This window comes from Amycolatopsis sp. NBC_00345, from assembly GCF_036116635.1.
GTDB lineage: Bacteria > Actinomycetota > Actinomycetes > Mycobacteriales > Pseudonocardiaceae > Amycolatopsis.
Map to the genome: position 1 here is coordinate 3067594 of NZ_CP107995.1, position 21800 is coordinate 3089393.

General features: G+C 72.2%; 27 protein-coding genes and 1 pseudogene. 12 read left to right on the plus strand and 16 right to left on the minus strand.

Going from position 1 to position 21800, the window contains the following annotated elements; genetic code table 11:
• Nucleotide 1 precedes the first annotated feature (1 nt).
• The 6 genes from cobA to rpmB form a co-directional block, all read right to left on the minus strand.
• Nucleotides 2–1228 (minus strand): uroporphyrinogen-III C-methyltransferase, encoded by a 1227-nt coding sequence (gene cobA, locus OG943_RS13760; RefSeq protein ID WP_328610140.1) that lies wholly within the window; start codon nt 1226–1228, stop codon nt 2–4.
• Nucleotides 1229–1255: 27 nt separating this feature from the next.
• On the minus strand, nt 1256–1663 hold the full coding sequence (locus OG943_RS13765) for an ankyrin repeat domain-containing protein (RefSeq protein WP_328610141.1): 408 nt from the start codon (nt 1661–1663) through the stop codon (nt 1256–1258).
• A gap of 138 nt (nt 1664–1801) precedes the next feature.
• Complete coding sequence (gene rpsR, locus OG943_RS13770) at nt 1802–2047, minus strand: 30S ribosomal protein S18 (protein WP_328610142.1); 246 nt, start codon at nt 2045–2047, stop codon at nt 1802–1804.
• The gene (gene rpsN, locus OG943_RS13775; protein WP_328610143.1) at nt 2044–2349 is read right to left on the minus strand and encodes a 30S ribosomal protein S14; all 306 of its coding nucleotides are present in this window, start codon (nt 2347–2349) and stop codon (nt 2044–2046) included. Before rpsN ends, rpsR begins: the two co-directional genes overlap by 4 nt.
• A complete protein-coding gene (rpmG, locus tag OG943_RS13780) occupies nt 2349–2516 on the minus strand; it encodes a 50S ribosomal protein L33 (RefSeq protein WP_005149953.1) in 168 nt (55 codons plus the stop codon). Before rpmG ends, rpsN begins: the two co-directional genes overlap by 1 nt.
• The gene (gene rpmB, locus OG943_RS13785) at nt 2517–2753 is read right to left on the minus strand and encodes a 50S ribosomal protein L28 (RefSeq protein ID WP_328610144.1); all 237 of its coding nucleotides are present in this window, start codon (nt 2751–2753) and stop codon (nt 2517–2519) included.
• Between the two features lie 77 nt (nt 2754–2830).
• On the opposite strand from rpmB, the gene mrf reads away from it, so the two are divergent.
• The 9 genes and pseudogenes from mrf (at nt 2831) to OG943_RS13830 (ending at nt 9438) form a co-directional block, all read left to right on the plus strand.
• Nucleotides 2831–4081 carry a ribosome hibernation factor-recruiting GTPase MRF gene (gene mrf, locus OG943_RS13790; protein WP_328610145.1) on the plus strand — a complete coding sequence of 417 codons (1251 nt, stop codon included), beginning with the start codon at nt 2831–2833 and terminating at the stop codon, nt 4079–4081.
• Nucleotides 4078–4341 carry a type B 50S ribosomal protein L31 gene (locus tag OG943_RS13795; RefSeq protein WP_328610146.1) on the plus strand — a complete coding sequence of 88 codons (264 nt, stop codon included), beginning with the start codon at nt 4078–4080 and terminating at the stop codon, nt 4339–4341. The genes mrf and OG943_RS13795 overlap by 4 nt, the downstream gene beginning before the upstream one ends.
• On the plus strand, nt 4341–4499 hold the full coding sequence (gene rpmF, locus OG943_RS13800) for a 50S ribosomal protein L32 (RefSeq protein ID WP_328610147.1): 159 nt from the start codon (nt 4341–4343) through the stop codon (nt 4497–4499). The genes OG943_RS13795 and rpmF overlap by 1 nt, the downstream gene beginning before the upstream one ends.
• Nucleotides 4496–5599 (plus strand): GTP-binding protein, encoded by a 1104-nt coding sequence (locus OG943_RS13805; protein ID WP_328610148.1) that lies wholly within the window; start codon nt 4496–4498, stop codon nt 5597–5599. The genes rpmF and OG943_RS13805 overlap by 4 nt, the downstream gene beginning before the upstream one ends.
• Before the next feature lie 86 nt (nt 5600–5685).
• Nucleotides 5686–6054, plus strand: a complete 369-nt coding sequence (locus OG943_RS13810; protein WP_328610149.1) for a DoxX family protein — start codon at nt 5686–5688, stop codon at nt 6052–6054.
• 79 nt (nt 6055–6133) lie between these two features.
• The gene (locus OG943_RS13815; RefSeq protein ID WP_328610150.1) at nt 6134–6577 is read left to right on the plus strand and encodes a MarR family winged helix-turn-helix transcriptional regulator; all 444 of its coding nucleotides are present in this window, start codon (nt 6134–6136) and stop codon (nt 6575–6577) included.
• Between the two features lie 71 nt (nt 6578–6648).
• Nucleotides 6649–8304 (plus strand): MFS transporter, encoded by a 1656-nt coding sequence (locus OG943_RS13820; RefSeq protein ID WP_442874784.1) that lies wholly within the window; start codon nt 6649–6651, stop codon nt 8302–8304.
• Nucleotides 8301–9126, plus strand: a pseudogene (locus OG943_RS13825) (dienelactone hydrolase family protein). The gene OG943_RS13820 and the pseudogene OG943_RS13825 overlap by 4 nt, the downstream one beginning before the upstream one ends.
• 39 nt (nt 9127–9165) lie before the next feature.
• Nucleotides 9166–9438, plus strand: coding sequence for a DUF6295 family protein (locus tag OG943_RS13830; protein ID WP_328610152.1), 273 nt, complete (start codon nt 9166–9168; stop codon nt 9436–9438).
• A gap of 74 nt (nt 9439–9512) precedes the next feature.
• On the opposite strand, the gene OG943_RS13835 is transcribed toward OG943_RS13830, so the two are convergent.
• The 4 genes from OG943_RS13835 to OG943_RS13850 all read right to left on the minus strand — a co-directional run bounded on the left by OG943_RS13835 (nt 9513) and on the right by OG943_RS13850 (nt 14399).
• Nucleotides 9513–10940, minus strand: coding sequence for a pyridoxal phosphate-dependent decarboxylase family protein (locus OG943_RS13835; protein WP_328610153.1), 1428 nt, complete (start codon nt 10938–10940; stop codon nt 9513–9515).
• Nucleotides 10937–12253 (minus strand): MFS transporter, encoded by a 1317-nt coding sequence (locus OG943_RS13840; protein WP_328610154.1) that lies wholly within the window; start codon nt 12251–12253, stop codon nt 10937–10939. The genes OG943_RS13835 and OG943_RS13840 overlap by 4 nt, the downstream gene beginning before the upstream one ends.
• 182 nt (nt 12254–12435) lie before the next feature.
• Nucleotides 12436–13461 (minus strand): LLM class F420-dependent oxidoreductase, encoded by a 1026-nt coding sequence (locus OG943_RS13845; protein WP_328610155.1) that lies wholly within the window; start codon nt 13459–13461, stop codon nt 12436–12438.
• A gap of 11 nt (nt 13462–13472) precedes the next feature.
• The gene (locus OG943_RS13850) at nt 13473–14399 is read right to left on the minus strand and encodes an oxygenase MpaB family protein (protein WP_328610156.1); all 927 of its coding nucleotides are present in this window, start codon (nt 14397–14399) and stop codon (nt 13473–13475) included.
• Nucleotides 14400–14486: 87 nt separating this feature from the next.
• Between OG943_RS13850 and OG943_RS13855 the strand changes: the two genes are divergently transcribed.
• Nucleotides 14487–15092 carry a TetR/AcrR family transcriptional regulator gene (locus OG943_RS13855; protein WP_328610157.1) on the plus strand — a complete coding sequence of 202 codons (606 nt, stop codon included), beginning with the start codon at nt 14487–14489 and terminating at the stop codon, nt 15090–15092.
• Nucleotides 15093–15131: 39 nt separating this feature from the next.
• On the opposite strand, the gene dmpG is transcribed toward OG943_RS13855, so the two are convergent.
• Both dmpG and OG943_RS13865 read right to left on the minus strand, forming a co-directional pair.
• Nucleotides 15132–16151: a 4-hydroxy-2-oxovalerate aldolase gene (gene dmpG / locus OG943_RS13860; protein ID WP_328610158.1), complete on the minus strand. Its 1020-nt coding sequence runs from the start codon at nt 16149–16151 to the stop codon at nt 15132–15134.
• Nucleotides 16148–17053 carry an acetaldehyde dehydrogenase (acetylating) gene (locus OG943_RS13865; RefSeq protein WP_328610159.1) on the minus strand — a complete coding sequence of 302 codons (906 nt, stop codon included), beginning with the start codon at nt 17051–17053 and terminating at the stop codon, nt 16148–16150. Before OG943_RS13865 ends, dmpG begins: the two co-directional genes overlap by 4 nt.
• 41 nt (nt 17054–17094) lie before the next feature.
• Here OG943_RS13865 and OG943_RS13870 point away from each other — a divergent pair, with 41 nt between their 5' ends.
• Nucleotides 17095–17862 (plus strand): IclR family transcriptional regulator, encoded by a 768-nt coding sequence (locus OG943_RS13870; RefSeq protein WP_328610160.1) that lies wholly within the window; start codon nt 17095–17097, stop codon nt 17860–17862.
• A gap of 4 nt (nt 17863–17866) precedes the next feature.
• Here OG943_RS13870 and OG943_RS13875 read toward each other — a convergent pair whose 3' ends face one another.
• Genes OG943_RS13875 through OG943_RS13890 form a run of 4 tightly spaced genes read right to left on the minus strand, consistent with a single transcriptional unit; the run spans nt 17867 to nt 21570 of the window.
• Nucleotides 17867–19024 carry an LLM class flavin-dependent oxidoreductase gene (locus OG943_RS13875; RefSeq protein WP_328610161.1) on the minus strand — a complete coding sequence of 386 codons (1158 nt, stop codon included), beginning with the start codon at nt 19022–19024 and terminating at the stop codon, nt 17867–17869.
• Nucleotides 19021–20043: an ABC transporter substrate-binding protein gene (locus OG943_RS13880; RefSeq protein ID WP_442874713.1), complete on the minus strand. Its 1023-nt coding sequence runs from the start codon at nt 20041–20043 to the stop codon at nt 19021–19023. The genes OG943_RS13875 and OG943_RS13880 overlap by 4 nt, the downstream gene beginning before the upstream one ends.
• Nucleotides 20030–20761: an ABC transporter ATP-binding protein gene (locus tag OG943_RS13885; RefSeq protein ID WP_328610162.1), complete on the minus strand. Its 732-nt coding sequence runs from the start codon at nt 20759–20761 to the stop codon at nt 20030–20032. The genes OG943_RS13880 and OG943_RS13885 overlap by 14 nt, the downstream gene beginning before the upstream one ends.
• Nucleotides 20746–21570 carry an ABC transporter permease gene (locus tag OG943_RS13890; protein ID WP_328610163.1) on the minus strand — a complete coding sequence of 275 codons (825 nt, stop codon included), beginning with the start codon at nt 21568–21570 and terminating at the stop codon, nt 20746–20748. Before OG943_RS13890 ends, OG943_RS13885 begins: the two co-directional genes overlap by 16 nt.
• Here OG943_RS13890 and OG943_RS13895 point away from each other — a divergent pair.
• Nucleotides 21557–21757 carry a hypothetical protein gene (locus tag OG943_RS13895; protein WP_328610164.1) on the plus strand — a complete coding sequence of 67 codons (201 nt, stop codon included), beginning with the start codon at nt 21557–21559 and terminating at the stop codon, nt 21755–21757. The genes OG943_RS13890 and OG943_RS13895 overlap by 14 nt on opposite strands.
• Nucleotides 21758–21800 lie beyond the last annotated feature (43 nt).

Here is a 21800-nt window from a genome sequence, read left to right on the forward strand (position 1 = left end):
CTCACGAGCCCGCACTCACGAGGCCGGCGACCGGGCCGACCACGATCACCGCCGGTGGCCGCACCCCGGCGGCCGCCGCGTCGTCCGCCACGGTGGCCAGCGTGGAGCGCAGGACCCGCTGGGTGCGCATCGTGCCGTCCTCGACGACGGCGACCGGGGTTTCGGCCGGGCGGCCGCCTTCCAGCAGCGCCTTGGCGAACTGCGGCAGCCGCTCGACGCCCATCATCAGCACGATCGTGCCGCGCATCCGCGCGAGCAGGGACCAGTCGACGAGCGAGCGCTCGTCCCCCGGGGCGACGTGGCCCGAGACGACCACGACCTCGTGCGCGACGCCGCGGTGGGTGACCGGGACGTCGGCGACCGCCGGCACCGCGAAGGCGCTGGTGATGCCCGGGACCATGGTCACCGGCACGCCCGCTTCGGCGCAGGCGAGGACCTCCTCGAAGCCGCGGCCGAACACGTACGGGTCGCCGCCCTTGAGCCGGACGACGAACTTGCCCGCTTTGGCCTTTTCGATCAGGGTCCGGTTGATCACGTCCTGGCTCGCCGCGCGGCCGTACGGGATCTTCGCCGCGTCGACGATCTCGACCTCCGGTGCCAGCTCGTCCAGCAGCTCCCGCGGCGCGAGGCGGTCGACGACCACCACGTCGGCGCGCGAGAGCAGCCGCCGGCCGCGGACCGTGATCAGGTCCGGGTCGCCCGGCCCGCCGCCGACCAGCGCGACGCCCGGCAGCTCGGCCTCGTCGCGACGCGGGGCGCGGCCGTCGGCGACCGTGCCCGAGTGGAGGCCGTCCAGCACGCTGTCGCGCACCGCCGCCGAGCGCAGCGGCTCACCGCCCGACAGCACGCCGAACAGCAGCCCGCCGTGACGTCCGGACGCGGGGGTCACGGCGCTGCCGGACTCGCCCTCGTCGGCGCGGACGCAGAACACGCGCGAGCGCTCGGCCTCGGCGCAGACCGCGGCGTTGACCTCCGGGTCGTCGGTGCAGGCCAGCGCGTACCAGGCGTCGGCCAGGTCGCCCTCGGCGTACCGGCGCTGGTGCCAGACGATCTCGCCCGCGTCCGCCATGCCGCTCACCGATGGGGTCGTGTGCGGTGACACCAGTTCCACCCGCGCGCCCGCGCGCACGAGGCGCGGCAGCCGTCGCTGGGCGACCGTGCCGCCGCCGACCATCACGACGCGGCGGCCGGCGAGCTGGAGTCCGGAGAGGTAGTGCGGGTCGTCCATGCCGGGCAGTCTGCCTGGCCGCGCTCGTCAGCGCTCGAGCAGGGCCAGCAGCTCGGCGTTGCCGAACATGGTGGCCGCCTCGATCGCCGACGGGGTGCCCGCCTTCGGGTCGGCACCCCCGTCGATCAGGGCTTTCACCACGTCCGGCTCGTTCTTGAACACCGCGCCCGCCAGTGGGCTCTGGCCGCGGTCGTTGACCCGGCCCGGGTCCGCGCCGCGCTCGATCAGGGCCGCGACGGCCTCGGCGTGGCCGTGGTAAGCGGCCAACATCACCAGCGTGTCGCCGCGGTCGTTGGTCAGGTTCGCCGGGATCCCGGCCTCGATGTAGGCGACCAGGCTCTTCGTGTCGCCCGAGCGCGCCATGCCGAACACGCGGGCCCAGAGGTCGAGCAGCTGCGGGTCGATTTCCTCGTCCGAAGGCGTGCCTGAGGTCATGGCCGCCAGTTTCCCACAGCCGGGGCCGACCCTCCCGGCGTTTCGGGAGGGCTGGTGGCAGGAACTTGATGCCCTGAAGGCCACCTTGAGGGACACAGCGACCCTCAAGGTGGCCTTCAGGGCCTCGCCGAGGCCGCTTCAGCCCCGCGATGACGACGGGTACGGCAGCAGCGCCATCTCGCGCGCGTTCTTGATGGCCGTGGCCACCTGCTTCTGCTGCTTCGGCGTCAGCCCGGTGACGCGACGGGCGCGGATCTTGCCGCGGTCGGAGACGAACTTCCGCAGCAGGTCGACGTCCTTCCAGTCGACCGTCCTGATCTTGTTGGCGTGCAACGGGTTCGCCTTGCGCCGGAAGACGCGCTCACGGTTCGGCACGCGGCTCACCAGCTGGACTTCGTGATGCCGGGCAGCTCGCCGTTGTGCGCCATCTGCCGCATGCGCACGCGCGAAAGGCCGAACTTGCGGAGGTAGCCGCGCGGGCGGCCGTCGGCGGTGTCGCGGTTGCGGACGCGCGTGGCGCTCGCGTCGCGCGGCATCTTCTGCAACGCCACCACGGCGTCCCCCTTCTCCTCCGGCGACGACGCGGGCGAGGCGATCACCGCCTTGAGCGCCCGGCGGCGTTCGACGTAACGCGCGGCGATGACCTTGCGCTGCTCGTTCTTCGCGATCTTCGACTTCTTCGCCATCAGCGCTCTTCCTTGAACTCGACGTGCTTGCGCGCCACGGGGTCGTACTTGCGCAGGACCATCCGGTCCGGGTCGTTGCGGCGGTTCTTCTTCGTGACGTACGTGTATCCGGTGCCGGCGGTGGACCGCAGCTTGATGATCGGCCGGATGTCGGTGCTCTTCGCCATCTAGAGCTTCACCCCCTTCGCCTTCAGCTCGGCCACGACGGACTCGATGCCGCGCTTGTCGATCGTCTTCATGCCCTTGGCCGAAACCTTGAGCCGCACGACGCGGCCGAGGCTCGCCACGTAGTAGCGGCGGGTCTGCAGATTCGGCTCCCAGCGCCGCGACGTCCGGCGGTGCGAGTGCGAGACCTGCTTGCCGTAGCCCGGCTTGCGGCCGGTGACCTGGCACACGGCTGACACGGACCCTCCCGAGTTGATAGTGACATTCGTTTTCAATTACGCTGCCACCGTACCCCGACCCGTCACCTGGAGCTTCAGTGACCCAACACCCGCGTGTCCCGCTCGTCCTCGTCAGCGGGCTCGCCCCGGAACCGAACGACGAGCTCGCCGAACTGCTGCGCCGCGACCGCCCCGGCGTCGCCGTGGTCCACCACGACCTGCGCCAGATCGGCGCCGGCGTCGTCCGCAGGCGGATCCGCCTCGGCCCGCGCGACGAGCTCACCGCCCTCGAACTCGCCCACGGCTGCGTCAACTGCACCCTGCGCGAAGACCTGCTGCCGCTGCTGCGCCGGCTCGCCCGGATGCCGGAGGTGAACCGGATCGTCGTGCGGCTCGACGAGGCCATGGAGCCCGAGCCGGTGAGCTGGGCGATCCAGCACGTGCTCGTCGGCGACCGGCCGGTGAGCGACGACGTCGAGGTCGAGGCGGTGTTCGCCGTCGTCGACTGCGCCACCTGGCTCGCCGACGCCACCGGCGACGAGCTGCTCGCCGAGCGCGCCCTGCAGGGCAGCCCCGAAGACGAGCGCACCGTCGCGCAGGTCGCGCTCGCCCAAGCCGAGTTCGCCGACGTGCTGGTGCTCGCCGGCGCGGCGGAGGACGCGTGGAGCGCGGCGAAGTCGGCGGCGGTGCTCGACCGGGTCGCCCCGTCGGTGCCGCGCGTCGAGCTGAGCCGCACCGACGTCGCCGCGCTGTTCGCCGCCGTCCCCGCCGACGCGCGCTGCGGCGAGGTCGGTGACATGCACGGCGCGCTGTTGCGTGGCCAGCCGCCGCTGCACCCGGACTGCGGCATCGAGCTGCTCGCTTTCACCGCGCAGCGGCCGTTCCACCCGGAGCGCCTGCACGACGCGATCGACCTGCTGCTCGACGGCGTCATCCGGACCCGCGGCCGGGCATGGGTGGCCAGCCAGCCGGACGTGGCGTTCTGGATCGAGTCGGCGGGCGGCGGCCTCGGGATCGGGCACGCCGGGCCGTGGCTCGCCTCCCCCGGCGGCCCGGACTGGGCCGAGGTCTCCCCCGAACGCCGCACACTCGCGTCGCTGCGCTGGGACCCGGTGCACGGCGACCGCGCGCAGGAACTCGTGGTGGTCACCGACCAGGCGGCGCCCGGGGAGATCGAGCACGCACTGCGCGGGGCGCTGCTGACCGACGAGGAGCTGGCCGCGGGCGAGGCGGCCTGGCGGGACTACCCCGATCCCTTCGGGGAATGGCACGAAGACCCGTGCGAAGACGACGACACCGAAGCGGACCGGCACGCGACGGCCGCCCACCGAAAGGACGAAACCCAGTGAAACCCGGCATCCACCCCGACTACCACCCCGTGGTCTTCAAGGACACCTCCACCGGGGACGCGTTCCTGACGCGGTCCACCGCCACCTCGGACCAGACCGTCGAATGGTCCGACGGGCACACCTACCCGCTCGTGACCGTCGACATCAGCTCGTGGTCGCACCCGTTCTGGACCGGGAACCAGCGGATCATGGACTCCGCGGGCCAGGTCGAGAAGTTCCACCGCCGGTACGGGCGGCGCACGCCGGGCGGCGCCCGCTGATGGCCGTCCCGAAGCGCAAGAAGTCACGCAGCAACACCCGTTCCCGGCGCGCGCAGTGGAAGGCGGCCGTGCCCGACCTGGTGCCGATCACTGTGGACGGTGAGCGGAAACTGGTGCCGCGTAAGCTGATCAAGCACTTCCACCGGTCGGGTCAGTGAACGTCACCGTCCTTTCCGGATTCCTCGGCGCCGGGAAGACCACCCTGCTCAACCACATCCTCGCCAACCGCGAGGGGCTGCGGGTGGCGGTGATCGTCAACGACATGAGCGAGGTGAACATCGACGCCGCGCTGGTGCGCGACGGCTTCTCCCGCACCGAGGAGCGGCTCGTGGAGCTGACGAACGGCTGCATCTGCTGCACCCTGCGGGAGGACCTGCTCGACGAGGTGGCCCGGCTGGGCGCGGACGGGCGGTTCGACCACCTGCTCATCGAGTCGAGCGGGATCTCCGAGCCGATGCCCGTGGCGGCCACATTCTCCTTCACGGGTGACGACGGCGCGCCCGTGCTGCAGAACGCCCGGCTGGACACCATGGTCACCGTCGTCGACGCGGTGAACTTCGGCCGCGAGCTGGCGGGCGGCGACTCTCTGGTCGAGCGCCACCTCGACCAGTACGAGGACGACGAGCGCACGGTCAGCGACCTGCTCATGGACCAGGTCGAGTTCGCGGACGTGCTGCTGCTGAACAAGACCGACCTCGTCCCGCCCGGCGAGCGGGACCGGCTGGTGGCCGCGCTGCGGCGGCTCAACCCGGCGGCCGACGTGGTCACGTCCAGCTTCGGCCGGGTCCCGCTGGACCGCGTGTTCGGCACCGGGCGCTACGACGCCGAGCGCGCGCAGGAGGCGCCCGGCTGGGTCGCCGAGCTGAACGGCGACCACGTGCCGGAGACCGAGGAGTACGGCATCTCCAGCGTCGTGTTCCGCGCCGGGCGCGCGTTCGACCCGTGGCGGCTGTGGGACTTCGTGACCGAACGGCTCGGGCCGGGCGAGTCCGGCCCGGGTGAGTTCGGCACCGTGCTCCGGTCGAAGGGGTTCTTCACGCTCGCGTCCCGGCCGGGCACGCTCGGGCTGTGGTCGCAGGCGGGCAGCGTCGCGCGGTTCGAGCCCCACGGCGTCGCCGACGGGCACCGGCAGGAGCTGGTGTTCATCGGCGTCGACCTGGACGGCGACGCCCTGCTGGCCGCGCTCGGCCGCTGCCTCACCGACGAGCCGGTGGCCGGTGACCCGTTCCCGGAGTGGGCGCCGGTGCACGCCCACTGAGACAAGGGAACACCGGCGCCCACTCCGGCAAACCGGGCGAAGTGTCACATTCCGCGGGGCTGTCTCGTCCCTGGGCGGACAGCCCCGTGGAAAGGAAGTCCATGTTCGCCGCCTACCTCACCGTCACCCTGCTCACCTCGGTCTTCACCGGCACCGCCGCCACGTTCTACCTGATCCGGCACGACTACCCGCTGGCGCAGGCCGACATGAAGGGCGTTCCGCGGTCGTGGGTACCGCTGCTGGGCGCGGCGCTGGCGGCGGGTTCGCTGGGGTTGCTGGCCGGGCTCGCCGTGCCGCTGCTGGGCGTCCTCGCCGCCGCCGGGCTCGTGCTGTACTTCCTCGGCGCGCTCGGTGCCCACCTGCGGGTGGGCTCCCGTCAGCTCGTCGGCGGGGTTGTGTTCCTGGCCCTTGCGGTGGCTTCCCTGGTGCTGAACCTCGGCTACCACACCCCCTGACCGAACTGCGCTTTTCAGTGCTGTCAGGGCGTTTCGCGAAGGTTGATCAACCCAGGTTTATCAGTCTAGGTTGACGATCGTGACGGACCGGATCAGCAAGGAACTGCTCCAGGCCGGGACCGACCTGCGGGTGGTGCTCGGCCGGCTGGTGCGGCGGATGCGGCAGGGGTACGTCGTCGGCGAGGCGACGCTGTCGGAAACCTCGGTGCTGTCCCGGCTCGACCGCGACGGCCCGGCCACGCCCGGCTGCCTGGCCGAGCTCGAGCGGGTCAAGCCGCAGGCCATGGGCGTGACGCTGGCCGGGCTGGTCGACCGCGGCCTGGTCACCCGCAGCCCCGACGCGGCCGACGGGCGGCGCGTGGTCATGTCCGTCACCGGGCCCGGCCGGAAGCTCCTGACCGACCGGCGCTCCCACAACGCCCGGCGGCTCACCCAGGCGCTGGCCGGGAAGTTCAGCGCCGACGAGCGCCGCAGGCTCATCGAGGTGATCCCGTTGCTCGAACGGCTGGCGGACGAACTGTGACCACCACGGCGACCGCGCCGGGCGGGCGCTACAAGTGGGTCGCGCTCTCCAACACCACCCTCGGCGTGCTGATGTCGGCCCTCGACGGGTCGATCGTGATCATCTCGCTGCCCGCCATCTTCCGCGGCATCGGGCTGGACCCGCTGGCGCCGGGCAACATCGGCTACCTGCTCTGGATGATCCTGGGCTACCTGCTGGTGTCCGCCGTGCTGGTGGTGACGCTCGGCCGGCTCGGGGACATGTTCGGCCGGGTGAAGATGTACAACGTCGGGTTCGTGATCTTCAGCGTCGCTTCGGTGGCGCTGTCGTTCGACCCGTTCCACGCGGCCGGCGGCGCGATGTGGCTGATCGGCTGGCGCATCGTGCAGGCCGTGGGCGGGTCGATGCTGACCGCGAACTCGGCGGCGATCCTCACCGACGCGTTCCCGCGCGAGCAGCGCGGCATGGCGCTCGGCATCAACCAGATCACCGCGCTGGCCGGGCAGTTCCTCGGCCTGGTGGCCGGCGGGCTGCTCGCCGAGATCGACTGGCGCGCGGTGTTCTGGGTGAGCGTGCCGTTCGGCATCCTCGGCACGGTGTGGTCGATCCGCAGCCTGCGGGAGATCGGCGAGCCGCGCCGGGCCCGGATCGACTGGGGCGGCAACCTCACCTTCGCACTGGGCACCGGGCTGCTGCTCGCCGCGATCACCTACGGCATCCAGCCCTACGGCGGCGCGGCCACCGGCTGGGGCAGCCCGTGGGTGCTCGGCGGGATCGGCGCCGGCGTGCTGCTGCTGATCGGCTTCTGCGTGATCGAGACGCGGGTGAAGGCGCCGATGTTCCAGCTCTCGCTGTTCCGGATCCGCGCGTTCAGCGCGGGCAACCTGGCCGCGCTGCTCACCGCGATCGCGCGCGGCGGGCTGCAGTTCATGCTGATCATCTGGCTGCAGGGGATCTGGCTACCGCTGCACGGTTACGCCTACGAGAAGACGCCGCTGTGGGCGGGCATCTACCTGCTGCCGCTGACGGTCGGGTTCCTCATCGCCGGGCCGGTGTCGGGCTACCTCTCCGACCGGTTCGGCGCGCGGCTGTTCTCCACCAGCGGGCTGGCGCTGGTCGCCGGGTCGTTCCTCGGGCTGCTCGCGCTGCCGGTGGACTTCAGCTATCCGGCGTTCGCCGCGCTGCTGGTGATCAGCGGGATCGGGCAGGGCATGTTCTCCGCGCCCAACACCTCCGCGATCATGAGCAGCGTGCCCGACCACCAGCGCGGCGTCGCCTCGGGCATGCGCGCGACCTTCCAGAACTCCGGCACCGCGCTGTCGATCGGCGTGTTCTTCTCGCTGATGATCGCCGGGCTGGCCGGCTCGCTGCCGCAGACGCTGACCGGCGGCCTGCTGGCGCACGGCGTGCCGGGCCCGGTCGCCGCGAACGTCGCGCAGCTGCCGCCGGTGAGCACGCTGTTCGCGGCGTTCCTCGGCAGCAACCCGATGGCACACCTGCTCGGCCCGGGTGTCCTTTCCGGACTGTCACCGGCCGGCGCGGCCGCGCTGACCGGCAAGGAGTTCTTCCCCAGCCTGATCTCCGGCCCGTTCCACCACGGGCTGGTCATCGTCTTCACGGCGGCCGCCGTGATGGCGCTGGTCGCCGGGATCGCCTCGGTGTCCCGCGGCAAGCGCTACTTCCACACCGAACCGGACAGTTCCGGCCCCGTCCAGGACAGTTCTGTCCAGGACAAGGAGAACGGATGAACGACACGCTCACCGCGGGCACCGTCACGATCACCGGGCACGGCGGCGACGAGATCGAGGCGTGCTGCGCCGTCAGGTACTAATCCGACGGCAGCCACGGCGGAAAGAGTCGCTACGAGCAAGTCAGCTGCAGCCCGTATCCGCCTGCTTTCGGTCGGATTAGTACCTGGCCCGGCCGCTGGACCCCGCGCCGCGCGGCGGCGTCGTGGTGATCCACCACATGCCGAGATGGTGCGCCGCTTCGCCGCCGAGGGTTACGCCGCGCTGTGCCCGAACCTGTACTCGCGGGAGGCGCCGGGCGCGAGCCCGGACGACGCCGCCGCCGCGGCCGTCCGCGCCGCCGGCGGGGTGCCGGACGAGCGGCTGGTCGGCGACGTCGAAGGCGCGGCCGCGTACCTCAAGTCGCTGGACAACGCGAACGGCAAGGTCGGCGTGATCGGCCACTGCTCCGGCGGCTGCCAGACGTTCCTGGCCGGCTGCTCGCTGCCCGTCGACGCGGCGGTGGACTGCTACGGCGCGTTCGTGGTCAACGAGCCGCCCGCCGGGATGCCGGCCACGATGAAACCGCTGCTCGGCCTCGCGCCGCGGCTGCCCGCCCCGCTGCTGGGCATCTTCGGCGCCGAGGACAAGTTCCCCGCGCCCGAGGAGACCGCGGTGCTCGCCGCCGAACTCGACCGGCTCGGCAAGGAGCACGAGTTCCACACCTACGACGGCGCCGGGCACGCGTTCTTCGCCGTCGACAGGCCGAGCTACCGCCCCGAGGCGGCCAAGGACGGCTGGGAGAAGATCCTGGAGTTCTACGGCCGCCACCTGGCCGCCTGACCGCCCCCGCCGTCCGACCGTCCAGAAGGGACAAAGCGCATGTGCACCTACCTGACCGAGAAGATCGCCGTCGAGGGCAGCGGCAAGGGCGCCCAGGGCTGGTTCGGCCTCAGCGAGGCGACGGTGTACGTCGACCACCCGACGCACGCCCGCTACGCGCACACGGTGAACATCGACTTCCTCAACCCGTCGAAAGGCCCGTCCGCGCGGGTGGCGCTGGAGCTGACCGAAGAGGACGCGCTGGCGCTGGCCGACGCGATCCACACCGCGCTGGGCGCCGCGCCCGCCGGGCTCGCCTCGCGTAACCAGTGACCGCCGGACCGGCCGACTTCCGTCAAGGCCTCCTTACCCGCGTCGGACGCGGGTAAGGAGGCCTTGACGGACTTTCAGCGGGACTGGTGCGGGCTGGGCGTGTAGAGCGCGCCCAGGAACTCCAGCAGCAGCCGCTCCCGCAGGGGTTCCGCGGCGGTGGCCAGCAGGGCGTTGATCGGGGCCATCCGGCCGGGCAGGCTGTCGCCGCCGGTCAGGCCCGCCGCGGCGAGCAGGCCGCCGAACTGTTCCGCCGTAAGGGTTTCCGGATCGAGCGCGGCAACGAACGCGGCCACGTCCGGGTCGACCGTGACGGGGCCCGCCGCCCGGGAAGCGGTGACCGAGCCGGTCAGATCGGCCAGGAACTCCGCCTCGCTGCCGTGGTTCGCGGCGGTCACGGTGAGGTGCAGGTTCAGCGGCGAGGACCCGTGCGCGAACTGCGGCTGCACGTACCAGCCGCGCGCCTTCATCTCGTCGGCGACGGTGAACAGGTCGAACCCCGCGCCGGCGGCGGTGAAGGCGATCAGCGTCGAGTCCGGGTCGCCGAGGATCCGCAGTCCGTCGATCCCGGAGACGCCCTCACGGATCCGCGCGACGGCCTCACGCGTCACCTCCGCCAGGCGCAGGTAACCCTCGTCGCCGAGGTGGCGGACCACCGCCCACGCCGCGGCGAGCGGGCCGCCGGAGCGGGTGCTCTGCAGCGTCGGGTTCAGCATCGTGTACCCCGGCCAGTCCGCGCTGGCGAAGTAGTGCGTCCGCCGCAGCCCGGCGTTCGCGTGCAGCAGCACGGAGACGCCCTTCGCGCAGTAGGCGTACTTGTGCAGGTCCACGGACAGGCTCGTCACCCCGGGCACGCGGAAGTCGAACGGCGGCACGGCGGCGCCGAGCCGCGCGAGGTAGGGCAGCACCCAGCCGCCGATGCAGCCGTCCACGTGCATCCGCACGCCGCGCGCGGCCGCCGCGGCCGCGATCTCCGGGACCGGGTCCACCACGCCGTGCGCGTAGGACGGCGCGCTGGCCACCACGAGCACAGTGGACTCGTCGATCGCCGCCGCCATCGCCGCGGGGTCCGCGCGGAAGGTCGCCGGGTCCACCGGCACGACGACCTTGCGCACGCCGAACAGGTGCGCCGCCTTGTGGAACGCCGCGTGCGCGGTCTCCGGCAGGACCAGGTTCGGCGCCGCGAGGTCCGGCCGGGCGTCGCGCGCGGCGAGCACCGCGAGCAGACAGGACTCGGTGCCGCCGGAGGTCACCGTGCCGACCGTCTCCGCGTCGCCGCCGAGGAGACCGGCCGTGGTGGCGACGAGGTCGTTCTCCATCCGCAGCAGGCTCGGGAACGCGGTCGGGTCCAGGCCGTTCGCCGAAGAGGCCAGCGCGTGCGCCGCCGCGGCGATCTCGTCCACTTCGGACAGACCGCTGTCGTAGACGTAGGCCAGCGTGCGCCCGCCGTGGGTCGGGAGGTCACCGGCGCGCAGCTCCCGCAGCTGGGCCAGCACGTCGGTCACGGCTGCGCGGCCGGCTTCGGCTCCAGCACCTTGCGGCGCAGCAGCGGGGCGGCGAGCGCGATCAGCACGGCCGGCAGCACGGACGAGCCGAGCAGGATCGCGGTGACCGCCGAGCCCGGCTGCGCGGCCGTGGCGTCCGTGCTGGACACGTACCCGCCCAGCTGCAGCACGATCCCGAACAGGCCGGGGCCCAGTGCCAGCCCGAGTGTCTCCGACGCCGTCCACACCCCCGCCGTGATGCCCGCGCGGGTCTCCCCCGTGCGCTCCTCCTCGGCGGTGATCAGGTCCGGCAGGATCGCCAGCGGGAACACCGAGATCCCGGCGTAGCCCACGCCCGAGAGCGCCACGAAGACCAGGGTGAGCGCGAACGGCAGCTCCTTGGCCAGGATCAGCCCGAGCAGGCCGACGGTGAACACCGCGGTCGCGATCCGGAAGCCGTTGAGCTTGCCGTAGCGACGGCCCAGCCGCGGCCACAGCGGCATCGTCACCAGCGCCGGGCCGACGAACCCGACGAACAGCGCCGTGCGGTAGCTCGGGTCGCCGAGCACGTGCTGCGCGAAGTACGGGATCGCCGCCAGCACCGTGCCGATGCCGAGCGCCTGGATGAAGTAGGTGCCCATCAGCCACCGGAACGGGCGCCACTGCGCGATGGTGCGCAGCTGCTGCTTGAAGCTGAGCGCGTTCGGCCGCAGCGAACCGACCGGCGCGCCCTTCAGGCCGGTGTAGACGGCGATCGTGGCGGCCAGGATGATCACGGCCATCACGACGCCCATCACCCGGTAGCCCGCGACACCGTCGAGCACGTCGGTGATCGCCGGCGCCGCGCCGCCCGAGACCAGGATGGCGACGGCGAGCACGCCGATCCGCACACTGGTGAGCTTCGTGCGCTCCTCGGCCGACTCGGTCAGCTCCGCGGGCAGCGCGTTGAACGGCACCTGGAAGAACGCGTACGCGGTGGCGCACAGGAAGAACGCGATCACCACGTACGTCGCGTCCGGGCCCGGGCTGCCGAAGCCGGGGTGGGCGAACAGCACGGCGAACAGGATCGCCACGCCGATGCCGCCGCGCAGCAGGAACCGCCGCCGGCTGCCGGTCTTCACCAGGTCCGCGTCCGACAGCCGGCCCGCGATCGGGTTGAACAGCACGTCCCACGCCTTGGGCACGAACACGATCACGCCGGCCACCGCGGCGGGCACCGCCATGGTGTCGGTCAGGTACGGCAGGAGGAGCAGGCCGGGCACCGTGCCGAAGGCGCCGGTGACGAACGAGCCGAGCGAGTAGCGGAATCTCGTCCGGCGGGGCAGCGGCGCCAATGGTCCTCCTCGAGGGCGGTCCGACGAACGCCATGACTAGTCGATCTTCGCCGGTCCCCGGTAGTGGTCGGGAGGAATCGTGCCACCGTCGTAATGCACTGCGTGTACCGGGCCGACCCCGCACCGTCCGCCGCCGGGACGCACCGGGCCGCACCGGGCCGCCGCCGCCCGGTCTTCGCCGGTCAGGACAGCGCGTCGGCCACCTTCGCCAGCGAGCCGGAGTCGCCGCGCAGCAGCAGCGTGGTCACCACGGTCTCCTCCCACGCGGCCAGCTCCTCACGGATCTTCGCGGCCGGGCCGATCAGCGACGTGTCCTCGACCAGCGAGGTCGGGATCGCGGCGACGGCCTCGGCCTTGCGCCCGGCCAGGTACAGCTCCTGCACCTTGTCGGAGACGTCGGCGTAGCCGAGCCGGGCGAACACGTCGTGGTGGAAGTTGACGCTCTTCGCGCCCATGCCGCCGATGTAGAGCGCGAGCGCCGGCTTGATCCAGCTCGCCGCCTCCTCGACGTCGTCGTGCACGATCACCGGGACCGACGCCGGCACCTCGAAGTCGGCCGCCGTCCGCCGGGCGCCCGGCCGCGCGAAGCCCTCGGCGAGCGCGGCGCGGTAGAACGCGTCCGCCTTGGGCGAGAAGAACAACGGCAGCCAGCCGTCGCAGATCTCCGCCGACAGCGCGACGTTCTTCGGCCCTTCGGCGGCGAGGTAGATCGGCAGGTCCTCGCGCAGCGGGTGCACGGTGGGCTTGAGCGCCTTGCCCAGCCCCGCGCCGCCGCGCAGCGGCAGCTGGTAGAACTGCCCGTCGAGCGTCACCGGCTCCTCGCGCGCCAGCACCTTCCGCACGATCTCCACGTACTCGCGCGTGCGCGCCAGCGGCTTCGGGTACGGCTGCCCGTACCAGCCCTCCACCACCTGCGGGCCGGACGCGCCCAGCCCGAGCACGAACCGGCCGCCCGAGAGGTGGTCGAGCGTCAGCGCGCTCATCGCCGTGGCCGTCGGGGTGCGCGCGGACATCTGCACGATGTTGGTGCCGAGCTTCACCGTGCTCGTGGACGCGCCGAGCCAGGCGAGCGGGGTGAACGCGTCCGAGCCGTACGCCTCGGCTGTCCACACCGAGTCGAACCCGAGCCGTTCGGCTTCGAGCACGGACTCCAGCGCCCCCGGGATCGGCCCGCTGCCCCAGTACCCGAGGTGGTAGCCCAGCTTCATGCGCGTTCCTCTCAGACGTTCGGCGAATAGTGCTCCGGCTTGCCCCGCTCGGCGAGCGGCGGCAGGTTCCTCCGTGGAGTCTCGACCAACGGCGCGCCCGCGGCCACCTCCCCGCGTGCGCGGCGCCAGCCGGCGCGGGCCCTCGGGTGGTAACGGCGGTCGCGCGGAACGAGCTTGAACAGCGCGTTGACCAGCTGCCCGGCCCGGCGGTGGCGGCGGGCGTCGCGGTCGGACCAGCTGAACCCGAGCAGCGCGCGCACCTCCGGGTCGTACATGCCGACGGTGAGCCACACGAAGTTCCGCGCGACCAGCACGGCGAGCGGGCGCCACAGCGCGTCCGGCAGCCACGGCAGGAACGGCGGCTTCGCCAGGCCCCGGAGGTCGAGCACGTCGCGGGTGGCCTTGTTGTCCTCCAGCACCTCGGCGCACATGTGCTTCCAGTAGCGCTGGAAGTCCTCCCAGGACTCCGGCACCGGGCGCATCGTCATGTCGTACATCCGCCACCAGCGGACGTGCTCGTCGAACAGCTGCCGCTTCTCCTCTTCGCCGATGCCGCCCATGAAATTGTCGGCGATCAGGATGGTGCTGACGAAAAACGTGGAGTGCGCCCAGTAGAAGGTGTCCGGGTCGAGCGCGTGGTAGCGGCGTCCCCGCGCGTCGACCCCCTTGATCCGGTCGTGGTACCCCCGCACCTCGAGCGCGGTGCGGTGCGCGGCCGGGCCGTCGTAGACCACGCCGCCGATCGGGTAGAGCGAGCGGAACAGCCGCTGCCAGCGTTCCTCGAAGAACCGCGAGTGCTGCTCGACGCCGGCACCGAGGCCCGGGTGCATGTTCTGCATCGAGCCGGCCCACAGCCCGATCAGCAGGCCGCGCCAGTCGCCGAAGTACTTCCACGTCAGCGAGTCCGGGCCCAGGGGCTCCGGTTCGTCCTTGCTCATCAGCGGCTCCTCGCCACGTCGGACAACTGACCACGGCCGTTGTCAGGTTAGGATGTGACAACGTACGTAGTCAACAGAGGAGCGCACATGCCGGGCCGGACGTGGGCGGGCACGACCCTGGACGACCGCCGGGCGGCGCGGCGGGAGCAGCTGGTCTCCGCCGGGCTCGACCTGCTCGGCACCGAGGGCAGCGCGGCGGTGAGCGTCCGCGCCGTGTGCCGGCACGCGAAGCTGACCGAGCGGTACTTCTACGAGAGCTTCGCCGACCGCGAGGAGCTGGTCGCGGCCGTCTACGAGCATGTTGGCGAGCAGGCCCGCGAGGCACTCACCGCCGCCGTCCGCGACGCGCCGGATGCCCGGCATCGGGCCGAGCGAGCCGTGACGGCGTTCGTGGAGCTGGTCCTCGACGACCCGCGACTGGGCCGGGTGCTGCTGCTCGCGCCGTTGACCGACCCGGCGCTGACCCGTCGCGGGCTGCACCTGATGCCGGTGTTCGCCGCGCTCGTCGGCGAGCAGCTCACCCGCGGCGACGAAACCGGCCGCCAGCTGGTGGCGGTCGGCCTCGTCGGCGCGCTGAGCAACGTCTTCATCGCCTACCTCGACGGCACCCTGCGCGTCGGCCGCGAACGCCTGGTGGCGCACTGCGTCCGGCTGGTGCTCGAGGCTGACGCGTTCGATCACGGCCGCCACTGACTCGTGAGTGTTTATGACGGTTCTAACCGTCATAAACACTCACGAGTCCTTTTCCTTCTGCAGCCGCAACGCGATGTCGATGATCATGTCCTCCTGGCCGCCGACGTACCGTTCGGCGCCCACGCGGTAGAGGATCTCGTGCGCCGGCACGCCGTAGCGCTCCGCCGCGCGCTCGGCGTGCAGCAGGAAACTGGAGTAGACGCCGGCGAAGCCCTGCACGATCGACGACCGGTCCATCACCGGCAGCCGCGTGAGGTACTTCTTCACCACGTTCTCGGCCGCGTCCATCAGCACGTCCTTGTCGACGCCGGTGCTCACGCCGAGCCGTTCGAACGTCGCCGCGAGCACCTCCGTCGGCGAGTTGCCCGCGCCCGCGCCGAGCGCCGCCAGCGAGCCGTCGATCTGCTTCGCGCCCGCGCGCTGGGCGAGCACGGAGTTGGCCACGCCGAAGCTCAGGTTCTGGTGCCCGTGGTAGCCCACCTGCGCGTCGCCGCCGAGCTCCGCGACGAGCGCCGCGACCCGGTCGCCCGCCTCCTCCAGGATCAGCGCGCCCGCGGAGTCGACCACGTACACGCACTGGCAGCCCGCGTCGACCATGATCCGGGCCTGCTTGGCCAGGTCGTCGGGCGCCGACATGTGCGCCAGCATCAGGAATCCGACCGTCTCCAGCCCGAGGTCGCGCGCGGCGCCGAAGTGCTGCACCGAAACGTCGGCCTCGGTGCAGTGCGTGGCGATCCGCACCGCGCCGGCGCCGAGGTCCGCGGCCGCGCGCAGGTCGGTGACGGTGCCGAGGCCGGGCAGCAGCAGGACGGCGATCTTCGCCCGCTTCGCCTCGTCGACCGCGGCCTCGATCAGCTTGCGCTCGTCGGTGAGCGAGAAGCCGTAGTTGAAGGTCGAGCCGCCGAGGCCGTCGCCGTGGGTCACCTCGATCAGCGAGATGCCGGCGTCGTCCAGCGCCCGCACGGTTTCGCGCACCTGCACTTCGGTGAACTGGTGCGCCATCGCGTGGCTGCCGTCGCGCAGCGTCGTGTCGACCAGCCTCACGTCCACAGTGGTCATGCCGCAGCCACCATTTCCGCCGCGAAGAGGTCTCCGACGCGGGCGGCGGCGGCCGTCATGATGTCGAGGTTGCCCGCGTACGTCGGCAGGTAGTCGCCGTTGCCCGCGACCTCCAGGAAGACGCCGATGCGCGCTTGTCCCCGCCACTCCGGCCGCGGCGGGTCGAACTGCGGGTCGGCTTTGAGCGCGTAACCCGGCACGTAACGCCGGACTTCCTCGGCCATCCGGTGGATCGACTCGGTGACCGCCGCGAAGTCCACGTCCGGGCCGACCGCGCAGAACACGGTGTCCCGCATGATCATCGGCGGCTCCATCGGGTTGATGATGATGATCGCCTTGCCCTTCGCGGCGCCGCCGACGCGCTCCAGGCCGAGCGCGGTGGTCTCGGTGAACTCGTCGATGTTGGCGCGGGTGCCCGGCCCGGCCGAGCGCGAGGACACCGAGGCGACGATCTCCGCGTACGGCACCGGTGTCACGCGCGAGATCGCGGCCACCATCGGGATGGTGGCCTGGCCGCCGCAGGTGATCAGGTTGACGTTGGGCACGTCCAGCCGCTCCGGCGGGTTGACCGCGGGACAGGTGAACGGGCCGATCGCCGCCGGGGTCAGGTCGACCGCGCGGATGCCCGCCTCCGCGTACCGCGGCGCGTTCGCCAGGTGCGCCTTGGCCGAGGTCGCCTCGAAGACGATCTCCGGCGGCTCCGCGCGCGCCAGCAGCCAGTCCACGCCCTCCGCCGATGTCTCCAGCCCGAGCTTCGCCGCCCGCGCCAGACCGTCGGACGCCGGGTCGACGCCCACCATGTACCGCACTTCGACCCGCTCGCTGCGCCGGAGCTTCGCCAGCAGGTCGGTGCCGATGTTGCCCGGGCCGACGATCGCGGCCGTGACCTTCCGTTCCGCCATGGTTCCCGACAGTCCTCGCCCCGATGGGGCACACTCAACCTGTGCGTACCACTGGGCGGAACGACGGCGAACGGGGTGACGGACTCGTCGCGGCCCGGATCGCGACGGTGCTGGGCGCGTTCCGGCCGGGTGACGACACCCTCGGGGTGTCCGAGCTGGCGCGGCGCACCGGGCTGGCCAAGACGACCGTGCACCGGCTGGCCGGGCACCTCGCCGACGCCGGCCTGCTGGAGCGGGAAGGGACCGCGCTACGGCTCGGGCTGCGGCTGTTCGAAATCGGGCAGCTCGCCATGCGCCGCCGTGGGCTGGTCGAGGCCGCGCGGCCGTACCTGGCCGACCTGCGCGAGGCGACGCGCAACACCGTGCACCTCGCCGTGCTGGAGGGCACCGAGGTGGTCTACCTCGACGTCCTGCGCGGGCCGGACGCGCCCGACCTGCCCTCGCGCATCGGCGGCCGGTTCCCCGCGCACGCCACCGGGGTGGGCAAGGCGATCCTCGCGTACTCGCCGGAATCCGTGGTGGCGCAAGTGATCGAGGCCGGGCTGCCGCGCGTCAGCAGCCGCACGATCACCGCGCCCGGCCTGCTGCGCCGCCAGCTCGCGCGCATCCACGACGACGGTATCGCGTTCGAGCGCGAGGAATCCGGCGTCGGTGTGGTGTGCGCGGCCAGCCCGCTTGTGGCCCCGGACGGGCATGCTGTTGCCGCCGTCTCGATCTCGGGGTGGGCTACGCGGATGCGCACGGAACGCGTGGCTCCGGCGGTCCGGACCGTGGCACTCGCGCTGTCTCGGACGCTCTCCGACAGCTGAACCGCTACAACGCCGCTGCGTCACGCTCCGCGTTGCCGTCCCGGCGGAGCAACGGGACATCGGCGAGCAGCCCGCGCCGCGCGAGTTCCGGACGGACGCCCTCGCCGAACCAGTAAGCCTCCTCCAGATGCGGATAGCCGGACAGCACGAACTCCGAGACGCCCGCCGCGTGGTACTCCTCGATCAGGTCCGCGACCTCCTCGTGGCTGCCGACCAGCGCCGTGCCCGCGCCGCCGCGGACCAGGCCGACGCCCGCCCACAGGCCGGGGTGGATCTCCAGGCCTCGCACGCCCGAGCCGAGGCGGCCGCCGTGCAGGGCGACCATGCGCTGCTGGCCGACGGATTCGCTGGCGGACAGCACCGCCTGTGACTTCGCCACCTGCTCCGGGCTCAGCGCGTCCAGCAGTTTCTGCGCCTCCGCCCACGCTTCCGCCGACGTGTCGCGCGTGATGGTGTGCAGCCGCACGCCGAAGCGCACCGTGCGGCCCGCCGCCTCGGCCAGCTCCCTGACCTTGCCGATCTTCTCCGCCACCTGCGCGGGCGGCTCGCCCCAGGTCAGGTAGACGTCGGCGTGCCGGGCCGCGACCGGGAGCGCGGCCGGGGACGAGCCGCCGAAGTAGATCGGCGGCACCGGGTCCGGCGCGGCCAGCGTGGTCGCGCCCTCGACCTTCAGATGCTCGCCCGCGAAGTCGAACGGCTGGCCCGACCACACGCCGCGCACGATGGTCAGGAACTCGTCGGTCCGCGCGTACCGGGCGTCGTGGTCGTGCCAGTCGCCGAACCGGCGCTGCTCCACCGCGTCCCCGCCGGTGACGATGTTCAGCAGCACCCGCCCCTGCGACAGCCGCTGGAAGGTGCCCGCCATCTGCGCGGCCAGCGTCGGCGAGATGACCCCGGGCCGGAACGCGACCAGGAACTTCAGCTTCCGCGTCTCCTGGATCAGCGCCGCTGTGGTCAGCCACGCGTCCTCGCACCAGGTGCCCGTCGGCGTCAGCACGCCTTCGAAACCCTGCTGTTCGGCGGCGCGCGCGACCTGCGCGAGGTACTCGAGGTCAGCCGGGCGCTGCGCCCGCGGGCCGGAGGACTTGCTGGCGTGGAAGCGTTCCACGATCGTCCGGCCGTCCCCCGTGGTCGGCAGGAACCAGTGCAGCTTGACGCTCATCCGTTGCTCCTCGCGGCTTCGATCTCCGGGCCGTAACGACGGTCGGCGAACTGGGCGAAGTCCACCTTCCCGGGGAGGGTCTTGTCTTCGGTGAAGGCGTCCGCCAGCTGTTGCTCGGACGCGATGACGGAGTCGTCCAGCGGCGCCGGCACGTCGCGCCCGGCGTCCACTGACTTCTGCGCGACCGGCAGCGAGAGCCCGGTTTCGGTGGCCCACACCTTCGACCACTCGTCGTGGTGGGTGCCGGACCACAGCTGCGCCTTGACCACCCGCGTCACGAAGTCCTTGATCGCGGCGTTCTTGCCGGGGTCGGCCAGCGCCGCCGTGCTCGCGGTCTCGAACGCCAGCCCGTTGGAGCTGCCTCGGCCGTCCGCGAGCACGCGGGCGTGCGCGTCGAGCTGCGCCTGCGCGGTGTAGGGATCCCAGATCGCCCACGCGTCCACCTGGTGCTGGGTGAACGCGGCGCAGGCCTCCGAGGGCTGCAGGAACGAAAGCTTGACGTCCTTGGTCGTCAGCCCGGCGTTCTTCAGCGTGTTGAGCAGCTGCCCGTGCGCGGAGCTGCCCTTCGCCACGGCGATGGTCTTTCCCTTGAGCGCCTGGACGTTCTGCAGCGGCGAGTCCGGCGGCACCAGGACCGCCTCGCGCTCCACGTTGCTCTTCGCGACGCTGACCACGGAGATCTTCGCCTTCGAGGCGGCCGCGAAGATCGGCGGTGTGTTGCCCACGCGGCCGATGTCGATCGCGCCGGCCGAGGCGGCCTCCAGCAGCGGCGGGCCGGAGGTGAACGTCGACCATTCGATCCGGTACGGCAGGTTGCCGAGCTGGTTCGCGGCCGTGAGCAAGGACTTCACGCCGCCCTTCTGATCGCCGACGCGCAGGGTCACCTTCGCCAGATCGGCCGGCGAAACGGCGGCGGGCACGGGCACGGGCCCGGTCGCCGTGCTGGTGGACGAGCACGCGGTCAGCCCGCCCAGCATCAGGGCCGCGGCCGCCACGGCCTTCGCGCTACGCAGGTGCACCTTCGGTCACTCCCAGGTCGGCCAGCACGCGCGTGCGCACGTCGGCGTGGTCGGTCAGCGTCCGCGGCCGGGCCTGGCCGAGGACGTGTTCGGCGACGATCCGGCCCTCGTCGAGGACGAGGATCCGGTCGGCGAGCAGCAGCGCCTCGTCGACGTCGTGGGTCACCAGCAGCACGGCCGGAGCGTGCTTGCGCCAGAGGTCTTCGACGAGCCGGTGCATCGCGATCCGGGTGAGCGCGTCCAGTGCGCCGAACGGCTCGTCGAGCAGCAGCAGGTCCGGCTCGCGCACCAGCGCCCGGGCGAGCGAGAGGCGCTGGGCCTCGCCGCCGGACAGGGTCAGCGGCCAGTCGTCGGCGTGGGCGGCCAGGCGCACCTCGTCGAGCGCGCGTTCGGCGACGGCGCGGTTGCGCGCCTGGGACCGGCCGTCACGGCGCAGCCCCAGCACGACGTTGCGCCACACTTTCCGCCACGGCAGCAGGCGCGGCTGCTGGAACGCGACGGACACCGTGCCGTCCACGCCCGCGGTGCCCTCGATCTCGCCGTCCAGCCCGGCGAGGACCCGCAGCAGCGTGGACTTGCCGGAGCCGCTTCGGCCCAGCAGAGCCACGAACTCGCCACGGCCGATCTCCAGGTTCAGTCCACTCAGGACGGTCCGGTCGCCGAAGCGCTTGGTCAGGCCGCGGACCTCGACCACGGGTGCGGTCAGCTCGCGCGCCATCGCAGGGCCCTCCGTTCCAGCAGGCGCACCAGCGCGTCGGTGACCAGGCCGAGCACCGCGTACACGATGAGGCCGACCACCACCACGTCGGTGCGGAGGAATTCGCGGGCGTTGTTGATCAGGTAGCCGATGCCGGCGTCGGCGTTCACGGTCTCGCCGACGATCAGCGCGAGCCACGCGAGGCCGAGCGACTGCCGCAGCCCCACCAGCGTCTGCGGCAGCGCACCGGGCAGGACCACGTGCCACAGCCGTTCGGCCCGGGTGAAGCCGAGCGCCCGCGAGGCCTCGACCAGCCGCTCGTCCGCGGTGCGGATTCCCGAGTGGACGTTGAGGTAGAGCGGGAAGGCGACGCCGAGCGCGACGAGCACGATCTTCGTCTCCTCGCCGATGCCGAACCACAGGATGAACAACGGGATCAGCCCGAGGAACGGCAGTGTGCGCAGCATCTGCACGGGCGGGTCGACGAGCGCCTCGCCCCAGCGGGACAGGCCGGCGACGATCCCGAGGAGCACGCCGACCGCGGCGCCGAGCGCGAACCCCGCGCCCACCCGGCCCAGCGACACGACGAACGCGTCGCCCAGCTCGCCGGTGCGCGCGACTTCGATGCCGCTCTGCAGGACTGTCCACGGTGAACTCAGCTTGTCCGGCGACAGCACGCCGGTGGCGCTGGCGACCTGCCAGGCCACCAGCAGCGCGACCGGGCTGATCCAGCGGCGGAACGACGGCAGCCGCCGCCGGGCCCGCCGCGGCGGTGCTCCGGACGCGGCCGGATCGGCGCGCGTCAGCACGCCCGTGGTGGAAATCGACACGGATTTCTCCCGGGTTTTCGGTGCGGGGAAAGAGGATTCGCGCTCAGGGGCGACGACAGGCCGCGCTCGCCTGCTGCCGGAGATCGACGAACAGGCGCCTGACGAGCAGCGCGGCGCGGTTCATGCCCCGAGCATCAAGTCACCGGGTGGCGAAGTCAATGCACGACGGCAGGCTCCCACGCAGTGAAACCCCGCACCCGCTTGTGCCGCGTTTGTTCGGCAGCGCAGGC